Below are 17,213 nucleotides of genomic sequence, written 5' to 3'. Positions count from 1 at the left end.
TCCGCGTCAGCGCACCCCGAGCACGAACGGGTGCACCGCCGCCGCCCCGGCGCGGCGCAGCAGGCGCGCCGCGACGGTGAGCGTCCACCCCGACTCGGTGTAGTCGTCGACGAGCAGCACGCGGCGACCGGCGAGACCCGCGCGCGCGGCGTCCGACAGCTCGAGCTGGAGGCGGCCCGCGACGCCCGCGAGGCGCGTCGCGGAGTTCACGTCGTGCCGGCCCGGCTCCTCGCGGCCCGGGACCGGCCCGACCGCGCCGATGAGCGGCTTGCCGAGGTAGCTCGCGAGCCCGTTCGCCAGGTGGAACGTGAGCCGCGGACGCGTCGCGGAGCGGACCGCGACGACGCCGTCCACGAGGAGCCGCCGCTCGGCCGGGGCCGTGCCGTCACGGGTGTCGTCGTCGGCCCCGGTCTCCGGGTCCGGCTGCGGGGCGGACTCGTAGAGCTCCGCCCAGTCGTCGAGGACGCGCGCGGCGGCGCGCCGGAGCGCGACGGGGGTGTCGCCGTCGGGCGTCGTGACCGCGAAGAGCTCACGCAGCGGCGCGGACCAGCCGAGCCCGTCGAGGCGCGCGACCGCGCGCCCGGTCTCCGCGAGCTCGTCCGCACCCAGGCGCCCGCGCAGGTCGAGCCCCAGGCGGTCCATGCCGCTCGGCCACTGCCGACGGGCCACGACCTCGACGCCGGGGCGGTCCATGTCGGCGCGCGCGGCGGCGACGGCCTCCGCGTCGGGGAGCGCGGGCAGCGTCACGCCGCCGCACGTGTCGCAGCGGCCGCACCGCCACCCGTCCTCGAGCTCCGGGTCGTCGAGCGCGGCGCGCAGGAACGCCATGCGGCACCCGTCGGTGGCCTCGTAGTCGAGCATCGCCTGCTGCTCGGCCGAGCGCGTGGCGTCGACGCGTGCGTAGCGCTCGGCGTCGTACGTCCAGGGCTCGCCCGTGGCCTCCCAGCCGCCCTTGACGCGCCGGACCGCGCCGTCGACGTCGAGCACCTTGAGCATGCCCTCGAGGCGTGACCGCTTGAGGTCGACCTGCGTCTCGAGCTGCGCGACGGACTGCGTGCCGCCCGCGCCGAGGGCGTCGAGGGTCGCGCGCACCTGGTCCTGCGGCGGGAACGCGGTGGACGCGAACCACTCCCAGATGCGGCGGTCCTCCTCGCCCGGCAGGAGCACCACGACGGCCGAGTCCACGCCACGGCCCGCGCGCCCGACCTGCTGGTAGTACGCGATCGGCGAGCTCGGCGCCCCGAGGTGGACGACGAAGGCCAGGTCCGGCTTGTCGAAGCCCATCCCGAGCGCGGAGGTCGCGACGAGCGCCTTGACGCGGTTCTCCTTGAGGTCCTCCTCGAGCCGCTCGCGCTCGGCGGGGTCCGTCTGGCCCGTGTACGACGCCACGGCGAGACCGGCGGCGCGGAGCTGGCTCGCGACCTGCTCGGCGGCGGAGACGGTGAGGCAGTACACGATCCCCGAGCCGTCGACGTCCTGGAGCGCCTCGACGAGCCACGCGACGCGCGTCGGCTGGTCGGGCAGGCGCAGCACGGCGAGGTGCAGAGACTCGCGGTCGAGGCCGCCGCGCAGGACCAGGACGTCCTCGTGGGCCGCTCCGCCCGCGACGTCGCCGGCCGCCCCGCCCGCGGCGTGCGCCGCGGTGACGCCGAGCTGCTCCGCGACGTCGGCGGTCACGCGCTCGTTCGCCGTCGCGGTCGTCGCGAGCACCGGGATGCCGGGCGGCAGGTCGGCGAGCAGGGTGCGGATGCGCCGGTAGTCCGGCCGGAAGTCATGGCCCCAGTCCGAGATGCAGTGCGCCTCGTCGATGACGACGAGGCCGGCGTCCGCCGCGAGCCGGGGGAGGACCTCGTCGCGGAAGCCGGGGTTGTTGAGCCGCTCCGGCGAGCACAGGAGCACGTCGACCTCGCCGTCCGCGATCGCGCGGTGGACGTCGTCCCACTCGGTGACGTTCGCGGAGTTGATCGTCACCGCCTTGATCCCGGCGCGCGCGGCGGCCGAGATCTGGTCGCGCATGAGCGCGAGGAGCGGGGACACGATCACCGTCGGGCCGGCGCCGCGGTCGCGCAGCAGCCGGGTCGCCACGAAGTACACGGCCGACTTGCCCCACCCGGTGCGCTGCACGACGAGCGCACGACGGCGGAACGCCACGAGCGCCTCGATCGCGCGCCACTGGTCCTCGCGCAGCGTCGCGTCGTCGCGCCCCACGAGGGCGCGCAGCGCGGTCTCGGCGTCCTCGCGCAGCGACTGCCCGTCGAGGAGGCCGCGCAGCATGGCGAGCTTGGCGCGCTTGGCGGCCTCGCCGCCGTCGGCCGCCGGGACGGGCGTGGGGTCGCCGCCCCGAGCGCCCGCGCCCGGGACCTCGCCGCCGGCCGTGCGCGCGGCGGGAGCCACGGTCGCCGGTACCTGCGGCGCCGCCCCCGCCCACGGGTCGCCGAAGGGGTCGGCCGGCTCGTCGAGCGGCGGCTCGTCGGCCGGGTCGAAGGGCAGGTCGGCGTACGGGTCGGTGGGGCTCACCCGCACGATCGTAGGCGCACCCGCCGACCCTCGGGCCGTCGTGCACAGCCCCGGCCCGCGACCCGGTCGGGGGTCACGGGCCGGGACGACGCGAGCGGCAGCGGCGCGACGTCAGGAGCGCATGTCCATGACGACGCGCCCGTCGATCCGGCCCTCCTCCATCTCGGCGAAGATCGCGTTGATGTCGTCGAGCGGACGCACGGTGTACGTCGGGGTGATCTTGCCGCGCGCGAAGAAGTCGAGCGCCTCCGCCATGTCCTTGCGCGTCCCGACGATCGACCCGCGCACGGTCAGGCCGAAGAGGACGGTCGTGAAGATGTCTAGCGGGAACTTCTCGGGCGGCAGGCCGACGAGCGAGACCGTGCCACCGCGGCGCAGCGCCCCCACGGCCTGCGGGAAGGCGTGCGCGTTGACGGCGGTGACGAGCGCGCCGTGGACGCCGCCGCCCGTCCGCTCGCGGATCTCGGCCGCCGCGTCGGGCGACGTCGCCGCGTTCACCGTCACCTCCGCGCCGTGCTTGCGCGCGAGCGCGAGCTTCTCGTCGTCGACGTCCACCGCGGCGACGCGGCGGCCCATCGCGACCGCGTACTGCACCGCGATGTGCCCGAGGCCGCCGATCCCGGAGACCAGCACCCACTCGCCGGGCTGGGTGTCCGTGACCTTGAGCCCCTTGTAGACGGTGACGCCGGCGCACAGGATCGGCCCGACGGCGGAGAGGTCGACCCCGTCGGGGATCACCGGGCAGTACCTCGAGTCGACGAGCATGTACTGGCCGAACGAGCCGTCGACCGAGTAGCCGCCGTTCTTCTGGTTCGGGCACAGGGTCTCCCACCCCGTCTCGCAGTACTCGCACTCGCCGCACGCGCTCCAGAGCCAGGCGTTGCCGACCGTGTCGCCCACGCGCACGCGCGTCACCTGGTCGCCGACCGCGACGACCGTGCCGACGCCCTCGTGGCCCGGCACGAACGGGGGAGCGGGCTTGACCGGCCAGTCGCCGTGCGCGGCGTGCAGGTCCGTGTGGCAGACGCCGGTGTAGTCGACCTTGACCAGGGCCTCGTGGGGCCCGGGCGACGGGACGTCGAGCTCCTCGACGACCAGCGGGTCGGTGAACGAGCGGACGACGGCGGCACGCATGGCGGGCACGGAGATCACCTCGTTTTCTCGGGGAGAAGGGCCGGGGGGACCCTGCCGACGGTCCTCCCTTCCCTCTCGACGCTACGCGCGCGACGCCGCTCTGGCGCCCCGGACGGCCGGACCGGCGACCGACGTCCGTCCAGGTCGGGACCTCCGCCTCTCGTGGGCGAGGCCGGTCGTCCCGGGTGCCCGCGTGCCGGACGTCACGGGCGGCCGGGCGCCCACGCTTCGTAGACTGTCGGGGTGACCCCACCCCCCGTCGCGGGACGACCTCTGCTCCCGCTGCGCCCCGAGCTCGCCGGCGTCGAGCCGTACGGCGCGCCGCAGCTCGACGTCCCGGTCCTGCTCAACGTCAACGAGAACCCGCACGCGCCGAGCGAGGCCGTCGTCGCGACCATCACGCGCGCGGTGCACGACGCCGCCACGGGGCTGAACCGGTACCCCGACCGCGACTTCCTCGGCCTGCGCACCGACCTCGCCGCCTACCTCGGGACGGAGGCGGGCGTCGCGCTGGGCGCGGACCAGCTCTGGGCGGCGAACGGCTCGAACGAGATCATGCTCCACGTGCTGCAGGCCTTCGGCGGCCCGGGGCGCACGGCCGTCTCCTTCGCGCCGACGTACTCGATGTACCCGGAGTACGCGCGCGACACCCACACGGACTGGGTCGTCGGGCGCCGCGCGGACGACTTCACGCTCGACCCGGAGCACGCCCGCGAGGTGATCGCGCGCGAGCAGCCGTCCGTCGTCCTGCTCGCGAGCCCGAACAACCCGACCGGCACGGCGCTGCCCGCCGCGACCGTCGAGGCGGTGTGCGAGGCGGCGCTCGCGGTGCGCGTCCCGCTCCCCGGGGGGCAGGAGGCGCCCGCCGTCGTCGTCGTCGACGAGGCGTACGGCGAGTTCCGGCGCGCCGGGACGCCGTCGGCGCTCGAGCTGCTCGAGCGCTACCCGAACCTCGCGGTGACGCGCACGATGTCGAAGGCGTTCGCGCTCGCGGGCGCCCGCGTCGGGTACCTCGCGGCGTCGCGCGAGCTCGTCGACGCGCTGCGCGTCGTGCGCCTGCCGTACCACCTGTCGGCCGTGACGCAGGCGGTCGCGCGCGCGGCGCTCGCGCACTCGGGCGAGCTGCTCGCGCAGGTCTCCGCGCTGCGCGAGCGCCGCGACGAGACCGTCGCGTGGCTGCGCTCGCTGCGGCACCCGGACGGTCGTCCGGTCGAGGTCGCGGAGTCCGACGCCAACTTCGTCCTGTTCGGCACGTTCGCGGACCGGCACGCGGTCTGGGCGGCGTTGTTGGAGCGGGGCGTGCTCATCCGGGAGACTGGTCCCGACGGCTGGCTGCGGGTGTCGATCGGCACCGGCGACGAGATGAGGGCCTTCCGTCAGGCCCTCGTGGAGGTGGCAGGACTGTGAAGCGCACCGCGCGCATCGAGCGCGCGACGTCCGAGTCGAGCGTGCTCGTCGAGCTCGACCTCGACGGGACCGGACGGACCGAGATCTCGACGACCGTCCCGTTCTACGACCACATGCTCACGGCGCTGGGCAAGCACTCGCTCATCGACCTCAAGGTCGTCGCGACGGGGGACACCCACATCGACGCGCACCACACGGTGGAGGACGTCGCGATCACGATCGGCGAGGCGCTGCGCGTCGCGCTCGGCGACAAGGTGGGCATCGGGCGCTTCGGCGACGCGACGGTCCCGCTGGACGAGGCCCTCGCGCTCGCCGTCGTCGACGTGTCCGGGCGGCCGTACCTCGTGCACTCGGGCGAGCCGGAGGGTCAGGAGTACCACCTCATCGGCGGGCACTTCACGGGGTCGCTCACGCGGCACGTGCTCGAGTCGATCGCGCACCACGCGGGCATCTGCATCCACGTGCGCGTCCTCGCGGGCCGCGACCCGCACCACATCGTCGAGGCGCAGTTCAAGGCGCTCGCCCGGGCGCTGCGCGCCGCCGTCGCGCCGGACCCGCGCGTCGAGGGCGTCCCGTCCACGAAGGGAGCCCTGTGAGCACGCACGACGACGACGCGCTGGACGGCGTCGAGATCCCCGACGACCTCTCGTCGCTGACGGCCTCGGCGGTCCCCGAGCTCGTCGCGCTCATCACGCAGATCGCGGGCGCGGAGCCGCTCGCGGCGGCGTGCTCGCTCGCGCAGGTCGAGGCGGACGTCGTCCCGACCGACGTCGGTGCCGTGGCGGTGCTGCGCGACCCCGCGGGCGACGCACCCGCGCACGCGGCCGCCGCCCTGACGACCCTCGTCAAGGGCGTGCCGCTCGTGCTCGTCGAGCGCAGCGGCGAGCAGCTCACGATGACGCGCTGGGCGGACGGCGTGCAGGGCGACACCCTCGCGCCGGGCCTCGTGCTCGGCGGTGCGCCCGAGTCGCTCGAGGACCTGCTCACCGGCACGACGACGCTCGCCGACCAGGACGGCGTCGTGGCGAGCTCGTCGATCTCCCGCTGGAAGGCGATGCGCCTGCTCACGTCGGCGGCGCGGCGCGCACGGAAGGACGGCGCATGACCGAGCCCACCGCGGCGGCGTCTACCGCCCGCCGCCCGTCCGTCGTCGTGCTCGACTACGGGTTCGGCAACGTCCGCTCGGCCGTGCGCGCGCTCGAGCGCGTCGGCGCGGACGTCGAGCTGACGGCGGACCGGGCGCGCGCGCAGGACGCGGACGGGCTCGTCGTCCCGGGCGTCGGCGCGTTCGCCGCGGTCATGACCGGTCTGCGCGGCGTGCGGGGCGACGAGATCGTCGGCCGGCGGCTCGCCGGCGGGCGTCCCGTCCTCGGGATCTGCGTGGGCATGCAGGTCATGTTCGAGCAGGGCGACGAGCACGGGACGCTCACCGACGGGCTCGGGGAGTGGGCGGGCCTCGTCGACCGTCTCGAGGCCGACGTCGTGCCGCACATGGGCTGGGACACCGTCGACGTGCCCGAGGGCAGCGTGCTGTTCCGCGGGGTCGAGCACGAGCGCTTCTACTTCGTGCACTCCTACGCGGCCCGATCGTTCACGACCGGCCAGGACCTCCCGGCGGACTCGCCCGTCCGCCGACCGCTCGTCACGTGGTCCGAGCACGGTGGCCGCTTCGTCGCGGCCGTCGAGAACGGCCCGCTGTCCGCGACGCAGTTCCACCCCGAGAAGTCGGGCGACGCCGGCGCGACCCTGCTGGAGAACTGGGTCCGCTCGCTCTGACCGTCTGCGCACGCGGCACACGCCCGGCGCGCACCACCCGGCGCGAGCGACGCGCCACCGCCTACACCGATGGAGACCCTCGTGACCGACCGCCTCGTGCTGCTCCCCGCCGTCGACGTCGCCGACGGCCAGGCCGTCCGCCTCGTCCAGGGCGAGGCGGGCTCCGAGACCTCGTACGGCGACCCGCTCGCCGCCGCGCTCGACTGGCAGTCCGGCGGCGCGGAGTGGATCCACCTCGTGGACCTCGACGCCGCGTTCGGCCGCGGCTCCAACGCGGAGCTGCTCGCCGACGTCGTCGCGCGCCTCGACGTCCAGGTCGAGCTCTCCGGCGGGATCCGCGACGACGCGTCGCTCGAGCGCGCGCTCGCCACCGGCGCGCGCCGCGTCAACCTCGGCACCGCGGCGCTCGAGAACCCCGAGTGGACGGCGAAGGTCATCGCGGAGCACGGCGACGCGATCGCGGTCGGGCTCGACGTGCGCGGCACCACGCTCGCCGCGCGCGGGTGGACGCAGGAGGGCGGCGACCTCTGGGAGGTCCTCGACCGCCTGGAGGCGGCCGGGTGCGCGCGGTACGTCGTCACCGACGTGACGAAGGACGGGACGCTGCGCGGCCCGAACCTCGACCTGCTGCGCGACGTCGCGGCGCGCACCGAGGCGCCCGTCGTCGCGTCCGGCGGCATCTCCAGCCTCGAGGACCTCGAGGCGCTGCGCTCGCTCGTGCCGGCCGGCGTCGAGGGCGCGATCGTGGGCAAGGCCCTCTACGCGGGCGCGTTCACGCTCCCGCAGGCGCTCGACGTCGCGGGTCGGCCGTGACGACCGACCACGAGCCCGCGGGCCCGGGCAAGGCGCTCCCGCCGTCGTCCGGCTTCGCGGGCGACGACGGGTCGGCGGACCCGGCGCTCGCGGGGCTCCTCGACGCCTACGCCGCGGGGTCGGCCTCGCTGTCCGACGTCGTCGCGCGCCTCGGCGAGACGCGCGTGCTCGTGCCGATCCTCGCCGAGCTCGAGAGCGCGGGCGAGGGCGAGCACGGGCACACGGTGGACAAGGAGGCGTCGGCCGGGGTCGTCGCCATCGAGGCGCCGGACGGGCGCCGCGCGCTGCCCGTGTTCACGTCCGTCGCGGCGATGGCGGCGTGGCGCGCGAGCGCGCGGCCGGTGCCGGTGGACGCGCGCCGCGCGGCGCTGTCCGCCGTGAGCGAGGACTGGTCGCTGCTCGTGCTCGACCCGGCAGGACCGGTCACGGCGCTCGTGCCGCGCCCGGCCGTGTGGGCGCTCGCGCAGGGCAAGGACTGGTCGCCCGCGGTCGTCGACGGGGTCGTCGTGCCGGAGGTGCTCGCCGCCGTGCAAGGCTCGCTCGCGGGCGTGCCGCACGTCGCGCGCGTCTGGGCCGAGCCGGGCCGCCGGGCCGAGGTCGCGGTGGTCCTGCGCATCGACGCCGGTCTCGACCGCGCCGGTCTCGACGCCGTGCTCGGGCAGGTCAACGCCGCGCTCGCCACGGACGCCGTGGTGTCCGAGCGCGTCGACGGGCTCGAGCTCCGCGTCGGCCGGGCCGACTGAGGAGACCGGTCGACCTGGACCGGCCGCGCGGGCGCGTCGGCCGCACGGGTCGGCCGGACGCCCCGTCCGGGCTCAGCGCCGGCGCAGGCGGCTGAGGCCCCACGCGAGCGCGGCCGAGAATGCCACGACCGCGCCCAGGGCCTGCCCGCCGAGGATCACGCGGTTGAGGTCGAGGGCGGGCTGCCAGCGCACGCCCGCGTCGTCGACGACGTAGACGCCCTTCGCGACGACGCGCACCCCGAACCCGCCGCCACCGCCCGAGCCCTCGCCGCCCGCCTCGCCCCCGGCGTTGCCGGAGCCCGGGTCGGACGTCGAGCCGCCGTCCGCGGTGCCGTCGTCGGGACCGGCGTCCGCCCCGCGCGCCGCCGCACCGACGCGACGCCGCCAGTCCGCCGCGCCCTTGCCGGAGAGCTCGCCGGTGCCGGACCCCCAGCCCGAGCCCGTGCCGCCCCAGACGGTCGCGACGGGGATGACGAGCGTGCCGTCCCGCTCGTACGACTCCCCGAAGACGCGACGCACGGTGAGCGTGTCGCGTGCCGCGTGGGTGATGTGCGCCGGGTCGACGGGGGGCGTGTCCGAGCTCGCGTGTGTGCTCATGGCACGAAGGGTAGACCTGGGGCCCCCGGTGCGCGCGGGAACCGCGCGCACCGCCTCGCCGTCGAGGTCGTCGGTGCGCGGACACCGGGACGCGTCAGGCGTCGCACTCCGGGAGGGCCGTGAACGCGGACTCGTCGCCGAGCATCGTCTGGAGGGTGCTCACGGGCACGAGGAGCGACTTCTCCGTCGACGTCTTCGCGTAGACCACGCCGATCACCTCACCCGCCTCGTTGAGCGCGGCGGACCCGGAGCTGCCCGGCTCGACGGGGGCGTCGGTGACGAGCACCTCGCCGAGGTTCTCGTGCAGCGGGTCCGTCGTCGTGCCGATGACCGACCCCTGCGTCACGGTGAGCCGCCCGCCCTCGGGGTACCCGACGACCGTCACCGCGTCGCCGGGCGCCGGGTCGGCGGCGGCCAGGGTCGGGGCGGACGGGAGGTCCTCCGCGGTCCGGACGATCGCGAGGTCCGCCAGGCCGGCCACGCTCGCCGTCTGGGCGGCGATGTCGCGCCCGTCGTAGGTGAGGAGCTGGAGCGAGCGCGACGAGTCGACCACGTGCTTGTTGGTGATGAGGGTCCGGGAGTCGACGGCGAACCCCGACCCGGTGGACAAGCCGTCGCACCGGACGTTGCGGATGCGCACGGCCATGCGCTGGACGGCGTCGAACCCGTCGGGGGAGAGGTTCTCCGAGCCGGCCGGGTCGTCGGGCGCCACGAGCGACGGCACGACCGAGCCCGGTACCGGCTCGGGGAGCTCCGGCAGGACGCCGCACGCGCCGAGCGAGCCGCCTGCGAGCGACAGCCCGAGCAGCGCGCCGAGGACGCGCACCGCCGCGCGCCGGGACGGGCGGCGCGTCATCCGGCGAGCTCCTGCTGGAGCTGGGCGTTCGCGTCGGTGGCCTCCTGGCAGAGCACCCCGACCTGGTCGGCGAACCGGTCGATGTCGGCGGGGTCGTAGGCGTCCCGGTTGTTGAGGTACCCGATGAGCTGCGTCTGCGCCGTCGTGCACTGCCCGAGTGCGGCCGCGACCTTGCCCGCGGCGTCCGAGACCCGGCTCTGGTAGTCCAGGTACTGCTGAGACGCCTCGTTCTCGTCGCCCAGCTGGGCCTTCTCGTTGGCGAGGTCGCTGATGCGGTCCTGGGCGGCGGTGAGCTGGGTGCGCGCGGACTCGAGCTCCGCGTTCGCGCCGTCGAGCTCGGTGCGCAGCTGCGCGACGTCCTGCCCGAGCCCGCGCGCCTGCGCCTCCCACCCGGCGCTCGTCTCCTGCCAGCGCGTCGTGGTGAGCCACAGGTACGCGCCGACGCCCAGCGCCGCGGCGAGGGCCAGCGCGAGCACGACGATCGCGACCACGGCCCCGCGACGCCGTCGAGGCCGGGCCGCCGCGGCGTCGTCGCTCGCCGGCGCGCCGTCGCCCGCCGCGGTCGCCGTGGCGGACGCCGCCCCGGGTGCGCCACCCCCGGGGCCGGCCGCCGCGGGCGCGAACGACGGCGGCCCGACGGCGCCCGGTCGGGCCGTCGGGACCGCGTCGGCCGGGGTGCCCCGCGGCACGCTCTCGGGCGGGCGCGGCGGGCGCGGCGGGCCCGCGGGACCGCCGTGCGGGGGCGGGACCGGGGGCGTGCTCAACTCACGGCGCCCGTGTACTTCTCGCCCGGCCCCTCGCCCGGGGCGTCCGGGTAGACCGACGCCTCGCGGAAGGCCAGCTGGAGCGAGCGCAGCCCGTCGCGGAGCGAGCGGGCGTGCTGGTTGCCGATGTCGGGGGCGCTCGCCGTCACGAGCGCGGCGAGCGCGTTGATGAGCTTGCGCGCCTCGTCCAGGTCGAGGTGGCCCTGCTCCTGCGCGTCCTCGGCGAGGCCGCACTTGACGGCGGCGGCGCTCATGAGGTGGACGGCCGCGGACGTGATGACCTCCACGGCGGCCACGTCGGCGATGTCGCGCACCGCGTCGGTGGTGGGGTCGGGCACGGCGGCGTTCTCGGTACTCATGGCGACCATCTTTCCATCCGGCGGGGGGAGCGGTGGCCCGGTGCCCGGGAAGGACGGCCGACGCCCCGGGCCGGGGACGACGTCGGCCGCCGCCCCCGGCGAGGGGCGACGGCCGACGGGGTGCGACCGCCCCGCAGGGCGGCCACGACGGGGTCAGACGCGGACCGGCTCCGCGGCCGTCCCGGGCTGGCCGCCCTCGAGCGGGGCGTCCGCGGCGGCGAGGGCCGCACGCAGCTCGCGACCCAGGTTCGCGTCGACGTACGTCCAGTACTGCACGGCGCGCTCGCGGATGTCCTCGCTGCGCACGGCGCCGACGTGGCCCGTGATCGTCTCGAGGAAGCGCGCGCGGGCGGCGTCGTCGAAGACCTCGCGGTAGAGCGTGCCCGCCTGGCCGAAGTCGTCGTCCTCCGGGTGCAGCGTCGCGGCGCTGCGCGTCAGCTCGCCGTCGGCCTCCCAGCCGGCGGACTCCGCCGCGCGGGTCGGGTCGGCGTGCGCGCCGCCCCGGCTGTTCGGCGCGTACACCGGCGTGGTCGCCGACGAGAACGAGTAGCGCATCGACCCGTCCTTCGCGTACGAGTGACCGGCCTCGGCCGCGGCGTGCGGCGCGTTCACCGGGAGCTGGGCGTGGTTCGTGCCCACGCGGTACCGGTGGGCGTCGGCGTAGGAGAAGATGCGCGCGAGGAGCATCTTGTCCGGGCTCGTCGCGATGCCCGGCACGAAGTTGCTCGGCGCGAACGTCGCCTGCTCGATCTGCGCGAAGTAGTTCTCCGGGTTGCGGTTCAGCTCCATGACGCCCACCTCGATCAGCGGGTAGTCGGCGTGCGGCCACACCTTCGTGAGGTCGAACGGGTTGAACCGGTAGGTCTTGGCGTCCTCGTACGGCATGACCTGGACCGAGAGCGTCCAGCGCGGGAAGTCGCCCCCCTCGATGTGCTCGTACAGGTCGCGGATGTGGTGGTCCGAGTCCGACCCGGCGAGCTGCGAGGCCTCGTCCGCCGTGAGGTTCTTGATGCCCTGCTGGGTCTTGAAGTGGTACTTGACCCAGAACCGCTCGCCCGCCGCGTTGATCCACTGGTAGGTGTGCGAGCCGAACCCGTCCATGTGGCGCCAGCTCGACGGGAGGCCGCGGTCGCCCATGAGCCAGGTCACCTGGTGCGCCGACTCGGGGGAGAGCGACCAGAAGTCCCACTGCATGTCGTTGTCGCGCAGGTTCGAGCCCGGCAGACGCTTCTGCGACCGGATGAAGTCGGGGAACTTGATGCCGTCGCGCAGGAAGAACACGGGCGTGTTGTTGCCGACGAGGTCGTAGTTGCCCTCGGTCGTGTAGAACTTCAGCGCGAAGCCGCGGGGGTCGCGCCAGGTGTCGGGCGAGCCCTGCTCGCCGGCCACGGAGGAGAAGCGCGCGAGCATCTCGGTCGTCGTGCCGGGCTGGAACAGCGCCGCGCGGGTGTACGCGCTGACGTCCTGGGTCACGGTGAACGTGCCGAACGCACCGCCGCCCTTGGCGTGCACGACGCGCTCCGGGACGCGCTCGCGGTTGAACTGGGCGAGCTTCTCGACGAGGTAGTGGTCGTGCAGGACGATCGGGCCGTCGGCGCCGACGGACTGCGAGTGGGCGTCCGAGGCGACGGGCGCGCCGGCGTTCGTCGTGGTGAAGGGGGCAGTCATGGGTCTCCTTCCGTGAGCCGCGGGTACGGCTCGTGTGGCGTTCTCAAACAGTGCATCCGTGAGGAAACGGACGCGCTCCGGGTACACGAGGCCCCGGGGCGGGTGGTGCGGGGTCAGTCGGCGCAGTCGGGGCAGAGTCCCCAGAACGTCACCTCGGCGGTGTCGATCCGGAACCCGGCGGTGCTGCTGGGGGTGAGGCACGGGGCGTGGCCCACGGTGCAGTCCACGTCGGCGACGGCGCCGCAGCCCCGGCACACCACGTGGTGGTGGTTGTCACCGAGCCGGCGCTCGTAGCGGGCCGGGTGCCCGGCCGGCTCGATGCGGCGCACGAGCCCCTTGTCGGTGAGCGTGTGCAGGACGTCGTACACCGCCTGGACGGAGACGGAGCCCAGCGCCGTGCGCGCGGCGCGCAGCACGTCGTCGGCGTCCGCGTGCTGCTGCACCTCGACGGCGTCGAGCACGGCGAGGCGTGCAGCGGTGACGCGCAGGCCGTGGTCGCGCAGCTCGCTCTCGTGGCGTGCGCGGCGGGGCCCGTCCTCGAGGCCGGTGCCCGCGGTCGACGTCGCTCCTGTGGTCATGGCTCCCACTGTACCCCCCTATTCTGGAAGAGTTCCAATGATGGAGCGGATCAGATTCCACGCGTGCGGTCGGCTCGACCTGCACGGCTGCTCTGCTATCCTTGACAGCTGACCGACCCGTTCGTGTCCGCACCGCCCGGTTCCGGGTGGTGGGGAAGGCGTGCGGGTGCGCAAGTGGATGACATCCCACCCGGGCTTCGACCGCCGACTCACGTCGCGACAGAGGCCGGGTCCTGGTCCGGAGCGAGCCCCTCGGGGACCGTTCCGCCGTGGTCGTCGCGTTCGCGTGACGTCCCGACCTGATGGCCTCCGCCCTGCGCCAGGGACGGAGGCCTTCTTCGTGTCCGGGCGGTCTACCGACGACTTCCTAGGAGCATCACATCAGCGAGCCTCGCATCAACGATCGGATCCGCGTCCCCGAGGTCCGACTCATCGGTCCCGGCGGGGAGCAGGTCGGCGTCGTCCGCACCGAGGTTGCCCTGAGCCTTGCCCAGGACGCGGACCTCGACCTCGTCGAGGTCGCCCCGGACGCCCGGCCCCCCGTCGCCAAGCTCATGGACTTCGGCAAGTTCAAGTACGAGTCCGACATGAAGGCGCGTGAGGCGCGGCGCAACCAGGCGAACACGGTCCTCAAGGAGATCCGTTTCCGCCTGAAGATCGACCCGCACGACTACGGCACCAAGAAGGGCCACGTCGAGCGCTTCCTCGCGGCGGGCGACAAGGTCAAGGTCATGATCATGTTCCGCGGCCGTGAGCAGTCGCGCCCCGAGATGGGCGTCCGCCTGCTCCAGCGCCTCGCGGACGACGTCGCGGAGCTCGGCTTCGTGGAGTCCATGCCGAAGCAGGACGGGCGCAACATGACCATGGTGCTCGGTCCGGTGAAGAAGAAGGCCGACGCCAAGAGCGAGCAGCGCAAGCGCGCGCAGGAGGCCGAGCCGCGTCTCACCAAGTCCGCCCAGCGCGCCGCGGCGCGCTCGGGCGACGACGCGGACGTGACCGACGAGACCGAGGCGGTCGAGACGCAGACCGTCGAGGCCACCGACGCGGTCGAGGCGACGGAGACCACGGACGCGGTCGAGGCTGCCGCCCCGGCCCCCGCCCCGGCCGAGGAGCCCGCCCCGGCCGAGGCTCCGGCGCAGGCCGCTCCGGCCCCGCGCTCCGCTCCGGCCCCGCGGTCGGCTCCGGCCCCGCGGTCGGCTCCGGCTCCGCGGTCGGCTCCGGCTCCGCGGTCGGCGCCTGCCCCGCGTCCGGCGGCTCGACCGGCCGCGGACTCGAAGCCGGCGGCGCCGCGCCCGACGCCCGCGGCCTCGCCCGCGTCGTCGGACGGCGCGAAGCCCGCAGCACCCCGGCCCGCCGCGCCGAAGCCGGGCGCCCCGCGCCCTGCGCCCAAGCCGGCACCCAAGCCGACGCCGCGCGGCAAGGCCGGCTGACACCGGCACCACGGACGGACCCTGCTCGGGGTCCGGGCCCACCGGCCCGGACCCGAACACGTCGGCCACCGCGAGGTGGCTGACCGGACACAAGGAGAGACGGCAGTCATGCCGAAGAACAAGACGCACTCGGGTGCCAAGAAGCGCTTCCGCATCACGGGTTCCGGGAAGGTCATGCGCGAGCAGACCAACGCCCGTCACTACCTCGAGCACAAGGCGACCAAGCGCAAGCGCCGCCTCGCTGCCGACCAGGTGGTCTCGCCCGCCGACGTCAAGTCCATCAAGAAGCTGCTCGGCAAGTGACCCGGCAGGTGGCGGGACCCGCCACCGACCGGCTCACCCCTGAGCCCCGAACTGCAAGGAGCATCACGTGGCACGCGTGAAGCGGGCGGTCAACGCCCAGAAGAAGCGCCGTACGACCCTCGAGCGCGCCAGCGGCTACCGCGGCCAGCGCTCGCGCCTCTACCGCAAGGCGAAGGAGCAGGTCACCCACTCCCTCGTCTACTCCTACCGTGACCGCAAGGCGCGCAAGGGCGACTTCCGCAAGCTGTGGATCCAGCGCATCAACGCTGCGTCGCGCGCCCAGGGCCTGACGTACAACCGCCTCATCCAGGGCCTCAAGGCCGCGGGTGTCGAGGTCGACCGTCGCCTGCTCGCGGAGCTCGCGGTCAACGACGTGGCGGCGTTCAACGCGCTCGTCCAGGTCGCGAAGGACGCGCTCCCCGAGGACGTCAACGCGCCCAAGGCCGCAGCCTGACCAGCGCCTCGCCCGGCCGCCCGTCGGCCACGGACGCCCGTCCGGCGCCCGGCCCGCTCGACCCCACGCTGACGAACCCTCGCAGCGACCGGGTCAAGGCGGTCCGTGCGCTGGCCGGGCGTCCGGCGCGTTCACGGCACGGACAGCTCCTCGTGGAGGGCCCGCAGGGCGTCCGCGAGGCGGTCCGGCACGCCCCCGACCAGGTCCGTGACGTCTACGTCACGCCCGCCGCGGCGGACCGGCACCCGGAGATCGTCGCCGACGCGCGCGCGGCCGGGCTGCACGTGCACGGCGCGACGCCCGAGGTGCTGGCGGCGATGAGCGCCGACGCGCAGGGCGTGCTCGCCGTCGTGCGTGCGGACGCGCTGCGGCTGGAGGACGTCGTCGCGACGCTCGCGCGGCGCGACCGCCCGGCGCTCGTCGCGGTGCTCGCGACGGTCCGGGACCCGGGCAACGCGGGGACCGTGGTCCGCGCGGCGGACGCCGCCGGGGCCGACGCCGTCGTGCTCGCCGGCGAGAGCGTCGACGTGCACAACCCGAAGGTCGTGCGGTCGACGGCCGGGTCGCTCTTCCACCTCCCGGTCGTCACGGGCGTGAGCCTGGCCGAGGCCGTCGCCGCGCTGCGCGGCGCGGGGCTCGCGGTACTCGCCGCCGACGGCGCGGGGGACCTCGACCTCGACGACCTGCTCGACGTGGCCGGCACCGCGGGCGCCGGTACGCAGCGCCCCGTCGACCTCGCCGCACCCACCGCCTGGGTCTTCGGGAACGAGGCGTGGGGGCTGCCCCCGGAGGACCGCGCGCTGGCCGACGCCGTCGTGCGGGTGCCGATCCGCGGCCGGGCCGAGTCCCTGAACCTCGCGACGGCGGCGACGGTCTGCCTCTACGCCTCCAGCCGCGCGCACCGGCCCGCCCGGGGCCCGGGCGCCGTCCCGGAGGGCGGCGCGTGAGGCTGTTCGCCGCGCTCTACCCGAGCGCCGCGGCGCTCGACCACCTCGCGCTCGCCCTCGCGGACGCGCACGCCCAGGAGGCCCGCCGGCCCGACGGCGCACCGCTCGTCCGCTGGACGTCCCCCGAGCTGTGGCACCTCACGGTGTCGTTCTTCGGCGACGTGCCCGAGGGGGCCGTCCCCGACCTCGCGGCGGCGCTCGAGCCGGTCGCGCACGAGGCCGCGCCGCTCGACCTCCGGCTGCGCGGCGCGGGCGTGTTCGACCGCCGCGTCCTGTGGGTCGGCGTCGGCGGGGACGGCGCCGACGCCCTGCGGGCGCTGAGCGCCGCGGTCGCCGAGGCGGCGGGCGACGCGGGCGTCCGGGTGGACCGCCGTCCCCGGCAGCGCGCGCACCTCACCGTCGCGCGGGCCGCGGCCGGGGCGCGCCAGGCGAACCGCCGGGCGCGCGGTCGCGGTGCGACCCGGCCCGACCGCACCGCGGGCGACCCGCTCGCCGCGCCCGCCGCGGCCCTCGCCGTGTACGCCGGCCCGGGGTGGACGGCCGACGCCCTGCACCTCGTCGAGTCCGACCTCGGCGACGCGTCCGGGCACCCGGTGCACCGGACGCTGCGGACCCTGCCGCTCGGGCCCGCCGCGCGGTGAGCGCCGCCGTCGTCCAGGTCCGCCCGGACCGGCCTGTGCGAGGATGGGGCGCATGAGCCTGCGCGGTGGTCGTCGATTTCCCGGGCCCGTCACGGGCCCGCGCGACTGACGCGTGCTCCCCGCCCGCCTCGTGGCGGGACGGTCCTGGCCCGGACGGGCGCCCTAGAATGACGGCGACGCGCGCACGTGCGCGCCCCGCACGCCCCGCCCCGAGCGGCGCGTGCCG

Annotated in this window: 19 protein-coding genes; 11 read left to right on the top strand and 8 right to left on the bottom strand. The window is 75.5% G+C overall.

Going from position 1 to position 17,213, the window contains the following annotated elements; translation table 11 throughout:
* Positions 1–6: 6 nt before the first annotated feature.
* A complete protein-coding gene (locus tag B9L22_RS17110) occupies positions 7–2,274 on the bottom strand; it encodes a RecQ family ATP-dependent DNA helicase (RefSeq protein WP_086151377.1) in 2,268 nt (755 codons plus the stop codon).
* Between the two features lie 354 nt (positions 2,275–2,628).
* A complete protein-coding gene (adhP, locus tag B9L22_RS17105; protein ID WP_086151376.1) occupies positions 2,629–3,651 on the bottom strand; it encodes an alcohol dehydrogenase AdhP in 1,023 nt (340 codons plus the stop codon).
* A 243-nt stretch (positions 3,652–3,894) separates the two neighbouring features.
* Between adhP and B9L22_RS17100 the strand changes: the two genes are divergently transcribed.
* The 6 genes from B9L22_RS17100 to B9L22_RS17075 all read left to right on the top strand — a co-directional run bounded on the left by B9L22_RS17100 (position 3,895) and on the right by B9L22_RS17075 (position 8,390).
* Positions 3,895–5,058, top strand: coding sequence for a histidinol-phosphate transaminase (locus B9L22_RS17100; protein ID WP_086151278.1), 1,164 nt, complete (start codon positions 3,895–3,897; stop codon positions 5,056–5,058).
* The gene (gene hisB / locus B9L22_RS17095; protein ID WP_021482124.1) at positions 5,055–5,654 is read left to right on the top strand and encodes an imidazoleglycerol-phosphate dehydratase HisB; all 600 of its coding nucleotides are present in this window, start codon (positions 5,055–5,057) and stop codon (positions 5,652–5,654) included. Before B9L22_RS17100 ends, hisB begins: the two co-directional genes overlap by 4 nt.
* The gene (locus B9L22_RS17090) at positions 5,651–6,163 is read left to right on the top strand and encodes a hypothetical protein (RefSeq protein ID WP_086151277.1); all 513 of its coding nucleotides are present in this window, start codon (positions 5,651–5,653) and stop codon (positions 6,161–6,163) included. Before hisB ends, B9L22_RS17090 begins: the two co-directional genes overlap by 4 nt.
* Positions 6,160–6,834: an imidazole glycerol phosphate synthase subunit HisH gene (hisH, locus tag B9L22_RS17085; RefSeq protein ID WP_086151276.1), complete on the top strand. Its 675-nt coding sequence runs from the start codon at positions 6,160–6,162 to the stop codon at positions 6,832–6,834. Before B9L22_RS17090 ends, hisH begins: the two co-directional genes overlap by 4 nt.
* 81 nt (positions 6,835–6,915) lie before the next feature.
* A complete protein-coding gene (gene priA, locus B9L22_RS17080) occupies positions 6,916–7,647 on the top strand; it encodes a bifunctional 1-(5-phosphoribosyl)-5-((5-phosphoribosylamino)methylideneamino)imidazole-4-carboxamide isomerase/phosphoribosylanthranilate isomerase PriA (protein ID WP_024840654.1) in 732 nt (243 codons plus the stop codon).
* Entirely contained in the window at positions 7,644–8,390 is a 747-nt protein-coding gene (locus B9L22_RS17075; protein WP_076406558.1) for an SseB family protein, read from the top strand. The genes priA and B9L22_RS17075 overlap by 4 nt, the downstream gene beginning before the upstream one ends.
* Before the next feature lie 72 nt (positions 8,391–8,462).
* Here B9L22_RS17075 and B9L22_RS17070 read toward each other — a convergent pair whose 3' ends face one another.
* The 6 genes from B9L22_RS17070 to B9L22_RS17045 form a co-directional block, all read right to left on the bottom strand.
* The gene (locus B9L22_RS17070) at positions 8,463–8,987 is read right to left on the bottom strand and encodes a hypothetical protein (protein ID WP_086151274.1); all 525 of its coding nucleotides are present in this window, start codon (positions 8,985–8,987) and stop codon (positions 8,463–8,465) included.
* Positions 8,988–9,081: 94 nt separating this feature from the next.
* On the bottom strand, positions 9,082–9,843 hold the full coding sequence (locus B9L22_RS17065; RefSeq protein ID WP_086151273.1) for a serine protease: 762 nt from the start codon (positions 9,841–9,843) through the stop codon (positions 9,082–9,084).
* Complete coding sequence (locus tag B9L22_RS20590; RefSeq protein WP_233140211.1) at positions 9,840–10,607, bottom strand: hypothetical protein; 768 nt, start codon at positions 10,605–10,607, stop codon at positions 9,840–9,842. Before B9L22_RS20590 ends, B9L22_RS17065 begins: the two co-directional genes overlap by 4 nt.
* Positions 10,604–10,966, bottom strand: coding sequence for a DUF1844 domain-containing protein (locus B9L22_RS17055; RefSeq protein ID WP_043659864.1), 363 nt, complete (start codon positions 10,964–10,966; stop codon positions 10,604–10,606). Before B9L22_RS17055 ends, B9L22_RS20590 begins: the two co-directional genes overlap by 4 nt.
* 153 nt (positions 10,967–11,119) lie before the next feature.
* On the bottom strand, positions 11,120–12,634 hold the full coding sequence (locus B9L22_RS17050) for a catalase (RefSeq protein ID WP_043659858.1): 1,515 nt from the start codon (positions 12,632–12,634) through the stop codon (positions 11,120–11,122).
* A 113-nt stretch (positions 12,635–12,747) separates the two neighbouring features.
* Positions 12,748–13,212 carry a Fur family transcriptional regulator gene (locus B9L22_RS17045; RefSeq protein WP_081600341.1) on the bottom strand — a complete coding sequence of 155 codons (465 nt, stop codon included), beginning with the start codon at positions 13,210–13,212 and terminating at the stop codon, positions 12,748–12,750.
* Positions 13,213–13,592: 380 nt separating this feature from the next.
* Here B9L22_RS17045 and infC point away from each other — a divergent pair, with 380 nt between their 5' ends.
* The 5 genes from infC to thpR all read left to right on the top strand — a co-directional run bounded on the left by infC (position 13,593) and on the right by thpR (position 16,987).
* Positions 13,593–14,642: a translation initiation factor IF-3 gene (gene infC, locus B9L22_RS17040; RefSeq protein WP_086151272.1), complete on the top strand. Its 1,050-nt coding sequence runs from the start codon at positions 13,593–13,595 to the stop codon at positions 14,640–14,642.
* Positions 14,643–14,750: 108 nt separating this feature from the next.
* The gene (gene rpmI, locus B9L22_RS17035; RefSeq protein ID WP_034653792.1) at positions 14,751–14,945 is read left to right on the top strand and encodes a 50S ribosomal protein L35; all 195 of its coding nucleotides are present in this window, start codon (positions 14,751–14,753) and stop codon (positions 14,943–14,945) included.
* Between the two features lie 67 nt (positions 14,946–15,012).
* Positions 15,013–15,399: a 50S ribosomal protein L20 gene (gene rplT, locus B9L22_RS17030; protein WP_024840664.1), complete on the top strand. Its 387-nt coding sequence runs from the start codon at positions 15,013–15,015 to the stop codon at positions 15,397–15,399.
* Between the two features lie 68 nt (positions 15,400–15,467).
* Positions 15,468–16,346: an RNA methyltransferase gene (locus B9L22_RS17025; protein ID WP_086151375.1), complete on the top strand. Its 879-nt coding sequence runs from the start codon at positions 15,468–15,470 to the stop codon at positions 16,344–16,346.
* Entirely contained in the window at positions 16,343–16,987 is a 645-nt protein-coding gene (gene thpR, locus B9L22_RS17020) for an RNA 2',3'-cyclic phosphodiesterase (protein WP_158097225.1), read from the top strand. Before B9L22_RS17025 ends, thpR begins: the two co-directional genes overlap by 4 nt.
* The last annotated feature ends 226 nt before the right edge of the window (positions 16,988–17,213 follow it).

Source organism: Cellulosimicrobium sp. KWT-B (assembly GCF_002127155.1).
Lineage (GTDB): Bacteria > Actinomycetota > Actinomycetes > Actinomycetales > Cellulomonadaceae > Cellulosimicrobium > Cellulosimicrobium funkei.
Note: the sequence above shows the minus strand (reverse complement) of the source record. Positions and strands in the feature narration are given on the sequence as shown.

Coding starts and splice junctions, on each gene's coding strand:
- B9L22_RS17070 (WP_086151274.1), bottom strand. CDS start 8,987: ATGAGCACACACGCGAGCTCGGACACGCCCCCCGTCGACCCGGCGCAC.
- B9L22_RS17055 (WP_043659864.1), bottom strand. CDS start 10,966: ATGAGTACCGAGAACGCCGCCGTGCCCGACCCCACCACCGACGCGGTG.
- B9L22_RS17110 (WP_086151377.1), bottom strand. CDS start 2,274: ATGCTGCGCGGCCTCCTCGACGGGCAGTCGCTGCGCGAGGACGCCGAG.
- B9L22_RS17045 (WP_081600341.1), bottom strand. CDS start 13,212: ATGACCACAGGAGCGACGTCGACCGCGGGCACCGGCCTCGAGGACGGG.
- hisH (WP_086151276.1), top strand. CDS start 6,160: ATGACCGAGCCCACCGCGGCGGCGTCTACCGCCCGCCGCCCGTCCGTC.
- B9L22_RS17065 (WP_086151273.1), bottom strand. CDS start 9,843: ATGACGCGCCGCCCGTCCCGGCGCGCGGCGGTGCGCGTCCTCGGCGCG.
- B9L22_RS17050 (WP_043659858.1), bottom strand. CDS start 12,634: ATGACTGCCCCCTTCACCACGACGAACGCCGGCGCGCCCGTCGCCTCG.
- rpmI (WP_034653792.1), top strand. CDS start 14,751: ATGCCGAAGAACAAGACGCACTCGGGTGCCAAGAAGCGCTTCCGCATC.
- adhP (WP_086151376.1), bottom strand. CDS start 3,651: ATGCGTGCCGCCGTCGTCCGCTCGTTCACCGACCCGCTGGTCGTCGAG.